9 protein-coding genes are annotated in these 11133 nt (G+C 62.8%); 1 reads left to right on the top strand and 8 read right to left on the bottom strand.

The features are described from left to right. Positions 1-89 precede the first annotated feature (89 nt). From RN346_RS12680 to RN346_RS12650, 7 genes are all read right to left on the bottom strand, one after another. Positions 90-584 carry a GNAT family N-acetyltransferase gene (locus RN346_RS12680; RefSeq protein WP_263586466.1) on the bottom strand — a complete coding sequence of 165 codons (495 nt, stop codon included), beginning with the start codon at positions 582-584 and terminating at the stop codon, positions 90-92. A 72-nt stretch (positions 585-656) separates the two neighbouring features. Next, a complete protein-coding gene (locus RN346_RS12675; RefSeq protein WP_311961301.1) occupies positions 657-1649 on the bottom strand; it encodes an LLM class flavin-dependent oxidoreductase in 993 nt (330 codons plus the stop codon). A gap of 190 nt (positions 1650-1839) precedes the next feature. Continuing rightward, the gene (locus RN346_RS12670) at positions 1840-2526 is read right to left on the bottom strand and encodes an SDR family oxidoreductase (protein ID WP_263586468.1); all 687 of its coding nucleotides are present in this window, start codon (positions 2524-2526) and stop codon (positions 1840-1842) included. A gap of 95 nt (positions 2527-2621) precedes the next feature. Continuing rightward, positions 2622-3881, bottom strand: coding sequence for a nitrate- and nitrite sensing domain-containing protein (locus RN346_RS12665; RefSeq protein WP_311961300.1), 1260 nt, complete (start codon positions 3879-3881; stop codon positions 2622-2624). A gap of 54 nt (positions 3882-3935) precedes the next feature. Beyond that, complete coding sequence (locus RN346_RS12660; protein ID WP_311961299.1) at positions 3936-5288, bottom strand: MFS transporter; 1353 nt, start codon at positions 5286-5288, stop codon at positions 3936-3938. Between the two features lie 267 nt (positions 5289-5555). Next, positions 5556-6575 (bottom strand): patatin-like phospholipase family protein, encoded by a 1020-nt coding sequence (locus RN346_RS12655; RefSeq protein WP_311961298.1) that lies wholly within the window; start codon positions 6573-6575, stop codon positions 5556-5558. Between the two features lie 108 nt (positions 6576-6683). After that, complete coding sequence (locus tag RN346_RS12650) at positions 6684-7427, bottom strand: murein L,D-transpeptidase catalytic domain family protein (protein WP_311958447.1); 744 nt, start codon at positions 7425-7427, stop codon at positions 6684-6686. 242 nt (positions 7428-7669) lie between these two features. On the opposite strand from RN346_RS12650, the gene RN346_RS12645 reads away from it, so the two are divergent. Continuing rightward, positions 7670-9307, top strand: coding sequence for a L,D-transpeptidase family protein (locus RN346_RS12645; RefSeq protein WP_311961297.1), 1638 nt, complete (start codon positions 7670-7672; stop codon positions 9305-9307). Between the two features lie 119 nt (positions 9308-9426). Here RN346_RS12645 and RN346_RS12640 read toward each other — a convergent pair whose 3' ends face one another. After that, on the bottom strand, positions 9427-11109 hold the full coding sequence (locus RN346_RS12640; protein WP_311961296.1) for a peptidoglycan DD-metalloendopeptidase family protein: 1683 nt from the start codon (positions 11107-11109) through the stop codon (positions 9427-9429). Positions 11110-11133: the final 24 nt, after the last annotated feature.

Raw genomic sequence — 11133 nt, 5'->3', positions numbered from 1 at the left:
TTGCATGTAACCGATTGCAACCATGGGTAAAATTATTGGAGCGTCGCGCCAGGCTTTCACCCCCAAAGGCGTAAGACGAGCAGTCGAGGCTACAAAAACTTGTGCATCACGTAGGTATCGACCGGCCCAAGCGTTGGGTGGCGAAAGGCACCCGGCACCGTCCCCACGATCGCAAAGCCGAGCCGCTGCCACAGCGCCACCGCTATTTCGTTACTGGCCACCACGGCGTTGAACTGCATGGCACTGAACCCAAGCTCCTTACCCAGCGTTTGAGAATGCTCGCACAGCGTGCGGGCAACGCCTTGGCCGCGAGCGGCGGGGGAGACCATGTAGCCGCAGTTGCACACATGGTTGCCCGGCCCCGCCGCATTGGCCTTCAGGTAGTAGGCGCCCAGCAGCGTGCCTTCAGCGTCCTTGATGACCCGGCTGGCCAGCGGCGCTTCACACCAGAGCGCATAGGCCGCCTCGAAGTCGATTGCCGGGTCGATGGCGTAGGTTTGCTCCGCCCTGACGATGTCGTGGAAAACCGGCCAGAAAGCGATGAAGTCCTCCCGGGTCATGGGGGCGATGGTGTGATCAGACATGGCGCTATCCGCTGACGTTAAAGTATTCAGGCAGCGATGCCTGGCACCGCTGCCGCTAAAGGAAAGATGAGGCTAGCGCGCGACCTCCATGACGATTTCGTAGCTTCTTAGCCGGTCCTGCTGGTCGAAGAAGTCGCTGTTGATCATCAGTTCATCGGCGCCAGTGCGCGCCTGAAACGCTTCGAGTTCCGTCTTGACGGTATCCGGGCCGCCGATGATGGCTGCGCCCAAGAACTGGCTGACCTGGGCCTGCTCCATCGGCGTCCAATCGAGCTGCTCGACCGGCGGCTGTGAGGTGGTAGGCCGTCCGCGAATCAGGTTGAGAAACTTCTGCTGGGCGGTGGTGGCCAGGTAGTGCGCCATCTGGTCGGTGTCGGCGGCGATCACCGGCATGCCGACCATGGCGTGGGGTTTGTCGAGCACGTCAGAAGGGCGGAAGTTGTCCCGATAAAGGCGCAGCGCCTCGAACAGGTAGCCCGGCGCGAACTGGGCGGCAAAGGCGAACGGTAGCCCCAAACGCGCGGCGAGTTGGGCGCTGTAGCCGCTCGAGCCCAGCAGCCAGATGGGCACATGGGTACTTTGGCCGGGCACCGCTTTGACCTGCTGATGCGGGGCGGCGTCGCCCAGGTAGCGCGTCAGTTCGTCGAGCTGGGCGGGGAAGTCGTCCACACCGGCTTGGGCGCTTCGGCGCATGGCGCGCATGGTGGCACCGTCCGAGCCCGGCGCCCGGCCAAGGCCCAGGTCGATGCGCCCGGGGTAGAGCGTTTCCAGCGTGCCGAACTGCTCGGCGATGACCAGCGGCGCGTGATTGGGCAGCATGATACCGCCGCTTCCGACGCGAATCGTCGAGGTCTGGCCCGCGACGTGGCCGATCAGTACCGAGGTGGCGGCGCTGGCGATGCCGGCGATGTTGTGATGCTCCGCCAGCCAGTAGCGCGTGTAGCCCAGTCCCTCGGCGCGCTTTGCAAGCTCGACGCTGTTGGCAAAGGTCTCGGCGGCGCTACCGCCTTCGCGAATGGGTGCCAGATCCAGTACCGATAGGGCGGTCTCGGCGAGTTGGCTCATGATTCACCTGCACGTTGAGTGAAAAGCGGCTGACGATGGTCGTTTTCATGAAATTCATGTTTTCAGAAAACTCATTAGCCCGCTTGTTAATACCCTGTTATGCGGGCGAGCCAAGCCTAAAACAAGGGAGCGGTATCGACAGCGCGCTGTTGACGCTGTCGATACCGCCGAACGCAAAGGCGGGGGATGACTATTCGCGCAGCGGCGTGGGGCGGATGAGAATTTCGTTGACGTCCACGTGGGCCGGCTGGTTCAGCGCGTAGATGACGGCGTTGGCGATATCCTTGTCCTCGAGTGCCTGCTCCGGGGGCTCGTCGAAAAACGGGGTATCGACCATGCCGGGTTCGATCAGCGTGACGCGAATGCCGGTGCCGCGAAGCTCTTCGCGAAGATTATAGCCAATGCCCGTGACCGCCCACTTGGTGGCGCTGTACATCGAGCCGGGAATGGTGGTGCGCCCGGCGGCGGAGCCGGTGAGCAGTACGTGGCCCGCGGAGCGCTTGAGCGCCGGCAGGCAGGCCTGAAGCGTTAATCCCACGCCGTAGACATTGGTGAGAATCATCTCCTTCCACTGCGCGTGGTCGGCTTCGCTGAAGCCGCCGGTCGAGCCGCCTTGTCCGGCGTTGGCGAACACCGCGTCAATGCGCCCAAAGGTTTCCAGCGCTAGTTCGACCATGGCGCGCTGCTGCTCCATATCGGTAACGTCGAGCTCGACGGTCAATAGATTTTCCCGTCCCAGTTCCTGAGCAAGGGCTTCGAGCTTGTCCGTCGAGCGCGCGGCGAGTATCAGCTTGTAGCCTTCACGCGCGGCCGCGCGCGCCGTCGCGGCGCCGATACCGCTCGAGGCGCCGGTGATGAGAATGACACGATCCTGCATGGGTAGCGCTCCTTGCCAATGTTTCAACGGGGCCTTTTAGCATGGTCAATGGGTCTGGATGTTGCAAACCCGCCGCGCCCGGTCAAGGCCCGCCGTCAAGGCGTTGGGCGCGATAGCATGCTCGAAAGATCCAGAATCGACTGTGCCATGCTCGCCATGCTTTTGCTCTGATCCATCGAGGTCTTGCGTAAAAAGCGGTACGCCTGCTCTTCGCTCATCGATTGGTGCGCCATGATCAACCCCTTGGCCCGCTCGATCAGCTTGCGCTCGCGAAGCGCCTTACGGGTGTTTTCCAGCTCGTCGCTAAGCCCTTGAAGGCGGCTGGACTGGGCGTGGGTGAGCTCGATCAGCGAGCGGCTAAGCGGCGAGGCGAGCGCGCTGATCGTGAGATCACCGAGCGCGCGATCCTCGCCCAGCGCCAGAAGCTGCTCGCACGGCGCAGGCTGTGTCCGCACGCGGGGCGTGTACGCCTCATCAAAAGCCCGCTGCGCCGCTTCGATTTTTACGTGGCATAGCGCGGCCAGTTCAAGAATCGCGGTGTCCTCCACTTGCTTCAGGCCATCGATGCGCTGCGTGGCGAGCGCGTACCAGGTTTCGCTCATGCGCGCGTCGCTATCAGAGCGGGCACGTTCGCCGCGGTGGGCGCTTTCGCGCAGCGTCTCGATGTAAGTAAGCGTTTGCTTACAAAGCGATTGGTGCCAGCTCTCCCGGGTGTTGGCGCCAGCGAATTCCAGAAAGATGTCGAAGCAACGGTTTTGATCCTGGGTCAGCCGTTCGAACAGCGTCCGGTGCGGCTCGTCAAAGCGTCCGTAGGTAAAGCCGAAGGCGCCGCAGGCGCGCTCCTGGCCGGCAAGCTCCTTACCCTGCATCAGATGAAAGATGGCGACCAGCGCTCGGGTGATGTCCGGGTCGGCGGCGGTGTCCGCGGCTTCGAACACGATCGCCAAAAGCCCGCCGATTATGTCGTTGAAGGCCCGGGTGGCGCCATCCGGCGTTAGCTCGCGCGCGTCGATCGCCTCGCGCAGCCGGGGCAGGTCGTCGAGCGCCATCCAGACGGTGGCGATTCGGCGCAAAAGCCGTGCCCCGGCCTCGGGGCGCGGCTTTTCGCAAAGCGCTTCCAACCGCGTGCGCATCAGCGCTTCGGCCTGCTGGCTGCATGCCATGAACTCGGTGCGCCGGGTCGCGAACTGCTTGCCCTTCGAGGCAAGATAAATGGTAGAAGCGCCGCGCTCACGCTGAAGCACGTGAATGAAACGGCTGATATCGCCCACCATGTCGCACGCTGCCGCCAGGTGGCGCAGGTTGTCGATATCAAAGCGCAGTGCCGTAAGTAACAGTGTGCGACCAGAAGCCATGAAGCGCTCCTTGTGTGCCCGGCCCTTTGATGTCGCAAGGCCGGGAGTGAGTGTCTAGCGCAGCGACAGCGCCCCTGCGCCGGTTTGCTCGCCGAGCGCGTCCTGATAGGCCCTGGCCTCCTCGGCTTCCGTGGCATCGCTAAAGCGCACCACCAGCACGCTACCCGCCAGCATCAGCACGCACAGGCCCAGATAGAAAAGCCCCTGCTGATAGGTCAGGCTTTCGCTTCGAAACAGAAACGCCGCCAGTACCGCGCCGACGTTGCCGCCGGCGCCGACGATACCCGCCACCGCGCCCAGCGCCTTTTTATTGATGAACGGCACCACGCCGAACGTGGCGCCTTCGGCCATCTGCACGAACAGGCTAAAGACCAGCATGATGCCGATCGCCAGACTCAATACGTGCATCTGGGAGAAGGCGATCAGCGCGATGCCCTCGCACACCAGCGCAATAAACAGCCAGCGCACCCGGCCTTTCAGCCCGCCGTGTTTGGCGAACAGATCCGAAAACACGCCACCCAGGGTGCGCGCGAAAATGTTCATCAGGCCAAACAGCCCCGCGATCAGGCCGGCGGTGGCCAGCGTCAGCTCGAAGTGGTCGAAAAAGTAGATCGCGGCGATGTTGTTGATGGTGAGCTCGACCCCAAAGCAGAGCCCGTACACCACGAACAGCGCCCACACGCGGATATCCTTCGCCGCGGACAAAAAGCTGCTCATTGCGCCGTACTCGCCGGAGGCTTTTGGTAGTTCGCCCCGGGCTCTCAGCTCGGCGAAGCTGCCGTTCGGCGCATCCTGAGTGAAGAACCAGTAGCCGATACCGGTAAAGAAGAGCACCACGCCGGGCACCACCATGGCCAGGCGCCAGCCGAGCGTCTCGCTGACACCCAGCATCAAAAGCCCCGAGAAGATCAGCGGCATCAGAATCTGCGTCGTGCCGCCGCCCAGGTTACCCCAGCCAGCGCTGGTGGCGTTGGCCGTGCCGACCACGTTGGGGGCGAACATCATGGTGGTGTGGTACTGGGTAATGACGAACGAGGCACCGATCGCGCCGATCGCCAGCCGGGCCAGCAAAAAGGTTTCGAAACTGTCGGCCAGGCCAATACCCATGACCGGCAGCGAGCCCACCAGCAGCAGCCCGGTGTAGGTCTTGCGCGGCCCCAGCCGGTCGCACAGCACACCGATCAAGAGCCGTACGATAACGGTGATCGCCACCGAGGCGATGATGGTGTTGCCGATTTGGGTTTGCGTGAGCGACAGATCGTCGCGCACCACCGCCATGAGCGGGGCGATGCCGAACCAGCCGAAAAAACAGATGTGAAAGGCAAACCAGGAGAAGTGAAAAGCGCGCATCTGCGGCGTCGAAAAGCTGAACAGGCGAATCCGATTAGCCTTGTTGCGAATATCCATGGGAACCTCACCAAGCGCGAACGAGTTTTGAGACCGCCGCGCTTTCGCGCCGGCGGCGTACGAGAAGACGCCTTCGCCCTTGAAGGCCTACTCGACGCACTCGTACCCGTTGGGCCTGGTCCACGCCTGTCGTTATCGATAAATACAAAGCAATTATGTCGCCAGACGGCGATTTTTATCGAAATGACAGCGTATTAGCGTTTGGGAGGGGAGAGCGGGCGCGCCGTGATGCGGGGTCGCTGCATCAAAATGGGGCGCCCGGGGCGGCTATTCGTTCATGTAGACGGTATCGATATCGAGCGTGGAGCGCTCGCCGAGGGCATCGAAGTTCTCATCGAGCCAGCGGTCGGCAGCGGCGCGGCCCAGCTCGAACAGGTGGCACAAGAATGGCCACTCGGCGTTCATCTTGCTCGACACCGACAGATCCTCGAGCGCCTGCTCGCCGCTGATGCGGTGAAACAGCGCCTGCTGGTAGCAGTTTTCGATGCCTTGCTCGTTGAGAGCGTGCTTGAGCAGGGCGATCATGCGGATCTCCTTGATCAGCGCGGCATTGAAGGTGATCTCGTTCAGGCGGTTCATGATCGCCGAGGCGGTGGTCGGCAGAGTGTCACGGCTGATCGGGTTGATCTGCACCAGCATGATGTCGCGAGCGCCGCACTCTTCCATCAGCGGAAACAGCGCGGGGTTTCCCATGTAGCCGCCGTCCCAGTAAGCCTCGCCGTCGATTTCCACGGCCTGGAACACAAAGGGCAAACAGGCCGAGGCCATGACCGCGTCCAGCGTCATCTCCTCGCGGCGAAAGACGCGCTGCTTGCCGGTACGCACGTTGGTAGCGGCCACAAACAGCTTGAGCTGGTCGCAGCGTCGCACCCGATCGAAATCGATATGCTCGTCAACGATCGTGCGCAGCGGATTGAGGTTCAGCGGGTTGAGCTGGTAGGGCGAGACGAGCCGGCTCATCAAATCCATGGCGACATAGCCTGGCGACTGATCGAGACTCCAGTTGCCGGTGAGGATATCCAGCGGCGAGCGGCGGATTGGGCTTGCCATGCCGGCGCGGCTGACCGCCTGCCAAAAATCGCGCAGCGCCTGGCGGGCGGTCTCCTTGTTGCCTCTCGTCAGCGCATCGGCCATGACCACCCCGTTCATGGCGCCGGCGCTGGTACCGCTAATGCCTTCGATCTCGATGCGGTCGTCTTCCAGCAGGCGGTCGATCACCCCCCAGGTGTAGCCGCCGTGAGCACCGCCGCCCTGTAGCGCCAGATCCAGCGTTTTCGCGTTCGCCATGCCGCCTCCTCGCCTGGTTGCTTCGAAAGTCTAAGCCTGGCAGAAAAAAACCACCGCGAAAGCGGGCGCTTCAACGGCGCCGCGCGGCGGCGGTCTTGATTGGCCAGGCTAGTGCGTCGAGGCGGCGAGCTGGTAAATGCCGGCCCCGCCGTTGGGGCAGCGCAGAAACGCGGAATTCTCTATCCACTGCGCGTCCGGGTAGTAGGCGAAGACGTACTGATTCTCCTTCAGGCTATCGATCAGCGGGTAGGTGACCTCTTCGCGCACCGCGGGGCAGCCGTGACTTCGGCCCAGCCGCCCGGTCTGGGTGATGAAGTCGTCGCTGACATAGCTTGCACCGTGAATGACGATGGCGCGATCAAAGGCCTGGTCGTTGACGTCGGCCTCGAGCCCGTCCAGGCGCAGCGAGTAGCCGTTGCGCCCGTAGTAGCTGTTCATGGTGCGAAAGAGCCCGATGCTGGACTGGTGGCTCTCCGGGACGTTGGAGAACACCTCGGCATTAGCGTCACCCGAGCCGCGCCCGTGGGAAACCAGCTCCTTGAACAGCAGCCGATTGTGCGCCAGATCGAAGACCCACAGGCGTTTTTCGGTCGAGGGCAGCGAATAGTCGATGACGGCCAAGCGCTCGGCGCCGGGGTCGGCACAGGAGAGCGCTTGGGCGGCGAGCTCGAGCGCTCTGGGGGTGGCCTCCGGGGCGAGCAGCTGAAGCTGATGGTTGAGCGAAGAGACGCCGGCGGGTTTTACCGCGTCCATTTGAGCGTAGAAAGGGGAGGAGTCCGCGTGAGCCGCGGTGCTTGCAAGCGGAATGGAAAGAATGAGTAAACGTGAAAAAATGCCTAATCCGAGCCGCATAGTGTCAGACCTACTATCATTAGGGGTACGCCGAGCGATAAAGCCATTGTTGGTCGCGCCAGTGCCCGTCCAGCCCGTTTGCAAAAGGCTTTTTTCACTAGCCTGCGTTTACAGGCCCGTGGCAGGGCAATAGCGCCGGGTTCGAGGTTGAAACCGGTGTTGGCAAAACCAAACGTCAGTTGCGCATGTCGTATCTTTATTGGGTTGGCATGCGACGCTGCATAGTAACCCATGGAGGGGTTATGAACGAGAATGCATCGATCCACCACTGGGCGATGCGCGCCGTCATGGTCGCCGCGCTGTTGCCGCTGCCGCACGCCATCCATCATGCCTACGCCGACACATCGGCTCAACCGGCGCTTGCCCAGCAGTTAAACGCTTACGCCAACGATCAGCCGCTCCAGCAGTTCTATCAGGGCCGGGAGAATCAGCGGGTGTGGCAGGATGCCGCGCGGGTGGAGTCTCTCGCGGCGGCGATAGCACGACTCGACGAAGACGGCCTGACCCCCAGCGACTACCGCGGTGCGGAGCTCGTCGACGATTTCAAGCTGAGCCAGCAAATGGGGGCCGCCGCTCAGGCGCGCTTCGATATCAAGGCCACACAAGCGTTGCTGCTGGCGCTCGATCATCTTTCGCGCGGCAAGGTGGACCCGCAGACGCTGGGATCGCAGTGGAGCGGCGAGCGTCCGGTGCGTACTTACAGCATGGGCCAGGTGCGCATGGCGCTGGCCCAGGGCGATGTGGAGGCGGCGTTCGAAGCGGCGCGACCGCAGTCGAGTGCCTACCGTAAGCTTCGCCAGACCCTGAGTGAGTATCGCGCGCTCGAGCGCCGCGGCGAGGCGAGCGCGCCTTATCTAGGCGGCCGCGAAGCCGCGCTCAGACTTGGCGACACCGACGATGACGTGGTGACGCTGCGCGAGCGGCTCGCCCTCTGGGGTGAAAATGGTCTGGTTGCCGCCGATGACGACGCTTACCCGATGATCGATGCCCGAGTGCGCGACGACAACCAGCGCCGTTTCGACGCCACGGTGGAAAGCGCGGTCAAGCGCTTTCAGCGCCGGCACCTGCTCGAGGCGGACGGGGTGGTCGGCGAGCGCACGCGACACGCGCTCAATACGCCGTTATCGGCGCGTATCGATCAGCTGCGCATCAATCTCGAGCGGGCGCGCTGGCTGGCGCATTTCGATGGCGACGCACGCGTATGGGTCGATGTGGCCGGTTACCAGCTCCACTATCAGCGGCCCAACGGCCAGCAGTGGAATGCTCGAGTCGTGGTGGGCTCGCCCCAGCGCGCGACTCCCATGATCCACTCCTCGATCAGTCACCTCACCATCAATCCGACCTGGACGATTCCGCCGACCATCATGCGCGAGGACGTGCTGCCACGAGTCCGTAGCAATACGGACTATCTTTCTGCGCGTAACATTCAGGTGTTGAGCCCCGACGGTGAGCGCCTAAACCCGTCATCGGTCAACTGGCAAAACCCGGGCGGGGTCATGCTGCGCCAGGTGGCGGGCAGCAGCAATCCACTGGGGCGCCTGGTCGTGCGCTTTCCCAACGACGACATGATCTATCTGCACGATACGCCTTCGAAAGCGGCGTTTGGGCGCGCCGATCGCGCGCTGAGTTCCGGCTGTATCCGGGTCGAAGGCATCAGTGAGCTGGCGCAGCTGCTGCTTCGCGATAGCGGCAGTCAGCACCAGGTCAATTCACTGATCCAGCGTGGGCGCAGCGATCAGAACGTGAGTCTGCCCCAGCGCATTCCGGTACAGCTTCACTACCTGACGGCCTGGCCCAACGCCGAAGGGGAAATCGAGTTTCGCGACGATATCTACCGCCACGACGATGCACTCCTGGCGGCACTCAGCCGCCCGGTATGACGCCCGCCGCGAGCGTCGAAGATAAATCGGTGTAGAACGTAAATTAACGTGGAACGTCAACCCGCGTGAAACGAAAAAAGCCGCCTCGACAGGCGGCTTTTTCGTGCGCGGTGATTGAGTTATTCGCCGCGCTGGTAGTTGGCGACGCTAACGGTGCCGGTTTCGCCGCTTTCAAGCGCGGCCAGCATGGGCTCGGCCTGATTCTGGAAAGCGATCAGCGTATCGCCGGACAGGCCTGACGATTCCGGTAGCTCCACGTTCATGGCGTTGACCGGCGAGTTGTTCACGATGACTTCGTAATGAAGGTGCGGACCGGTACTGCGGCCGGTGTTGCCGGAAAGCGCGATGCGCTCGCCCATGGTGACGCGCTCGCCGACGCTGACCAGGGGCTTGGAGAGGTGCAGGTAGCGCGTGCGGTAGCCGTTGTCGTGGCGAATGACCACGTAGCGGCCCGCGGCGGCGTGGTTGGCGACCCGCTCGACGCGACCGTCCGCCGGCGCGACGACCGACGTGCCGATGGGCATGGCGAAGTCGGTTCCGTTGTGGGGGCTGATTCGACCGGTCACCGGGTGACGACGCTGCGGGTTGAAGTTGGAGGAGAGCCGGTAACTGCCTTCGAAGGGGTAGCGCGCGAAGCCCGGCTCCAATCCGCTCCCGTCCGGCGTGTAGAATTTGTCATCGCCGGCGTTGCGAACCATGGTCAGATCCATGCGCTCGCCGTCGTACTGAACCGCCAGCACGCGTGAGTCCAGCGTTTCGCCGTCGATCATGTCGGACTCGACCAACACGCTGAAGCGGTCACCCCGGCGGCTGTCGCGACGAAAATCGAGCTTCTGCTCGAGCAGGTGAGTCAGTTCGGTCACCGAGCCGCTCGAAAGGCCGGTGGCCTGAGCGGAGCGCGCGAAGCTTCCGCTGACGCTGCCGGCGAACAGGCGCTGCACCGGCTCGCCCTGGCGTTCGATCACGGTCGAAGCGAAGGCGTTGTCGTCACGCTCGAGCAGCACGCCATCGCGGATATCCTTCATCATGCGAAGCGAGAGTAGGCGGCCATCTTCGTCGACCTTGTAGTCGAAACTGTTACCCGCACGCCAGTTGGTCAAAATCCGCGGGTCCGGCATGTCGTCCAGTAGCGCGGCGACTTCGCTGTAACCCAGCCCCAGCTCGTTTTGCGCGACCAGCGCAAAGGTTTCCCCTGACTCGACGATGTGGGTTTGCCACTCGGGAACGTAAGGCTCTTCGGCGGCGAGTTCGAGGTCGAGAAACGAGATGTCGTCGAACAGCTCGATGCCGTAGTCCTCGTAAGAGGTAGCATCATCGACGATGTCGGCAGAAGAGGCATCGGCAATCTCGACCGGGCCGTAGGCGCTCGGGTCGTCGATATTGAGCATGCCACTGGTCAGCGTGCCGAACACGACCGCCATGTGAATGGCGCCATCGTCAAGCTGGGGTCGGGCGTCGATTTCGCTGGCCATGGAGGCTTCCGCGGTCGCAATGACGTCGAGATCCACGATTTCACGAGGCGCGAGGTCCTTGAGCGGAATTTGTTCGCGAGTCGCGTCGATGGCGCGAGAGGCGCGGTCGATCGCTTCGGCAACCGGGCGCCGCTCCTGGTGCAGGGAGGGGACCGTTGCAACGGCGTCGCTTGAAAGCGGAACCAGCACGCTTTCAAGCGAAGTACGTGGGGAATTCAGGTCTTGATACGTTGTTAGCAGCTTCTGTGTGCCCAGCACTGTGACCATCGTGGCCACGGGTAAAAGTAATAACTTATGCGTGCGAGGCAGCGAATGGAGGATTCGCAACATGGGTAAATTGACCGCCGAGTTCGA

Source organism: Halomonas sp. PAMB 3232, assembly GCF_031954225.1.
GTDB lineage: Bacteria > Pseudomonadota > Gammaproteobacteria > Pseudomonadales > Halomonadaceae > Vreelandella.
Note: the sequence above shows the minus strand (reverse complement) of the source record. Positions and strands in the feature narration are given on the sequence as shown.

Excerpts from the sequence above, each read along its gene's own strand:
- RN346_RS12680 (WP_263586466.1), bottom strand. The coding sequence starts at position 584 with ATGTCTGATCACACCATCGCCCCCATGACCCGGGAGGACTTCATCGCT.
- RN346_RS12675 (WP_311961301.1), bottom strand. The coding sequence starts at position 1,649 with ATGAGCCAACTCGCCGAGACCGCCCTATCGGTACTGGATCTGGCACCC.
- RN346_RS12670 (WP_263586468.1), bottom strand. The coding sequence starts at position 2,526 with ATGCAGGATCGTGTCATTCTCATCACCGGCGCCTCGAGCGGTATCGGC.
- RN346_RS12665 (WP_311961300.1), bottom strand. The coding sequence starts at position 3,881 with ATGGCTTCTGGTCGCACACTGTTACTTACGGCACTGCGCTTTGATATC.
- RN346_RS12660 (WP_311961299.1), bottom strand. The coding sequence starts at position 5,288 with ATGGATATTCGCAACAAGGCTAATCGGATTCGCCTGTTCAGCTTTTCG.
- RN346_RS12655 (WP_311961298.1), bottom strand. The coding sequence starts at position 6,575 with ATGGCGAACGCGAAAACGCTGGATCTGGCGCTACAGGGCGGCGGTGCT.
- RN346_RS12650 (WP_311958447.1), bottom strand. The coding sequence starts at position 7,427 with ATGCGGCTCGGATTAGGCATTTTTTCACGTTTACTCATTCTTTCCATT.
- RN346_RS12645 (WP_311961297.1), top strand. The coding sequence starts at position 7,670 with ATGAACGAGAATGCATCGATCCACCACTGGGCGATGCGCGCCGTCATG.
- RN346_RS12640 (WP_311961296.1), bottom strand. The coding sequence starts at position 11,109 with ATGTTGCGAATCCTCCATTCGCTGCCTCGCACGCATAAGTTATTACTT.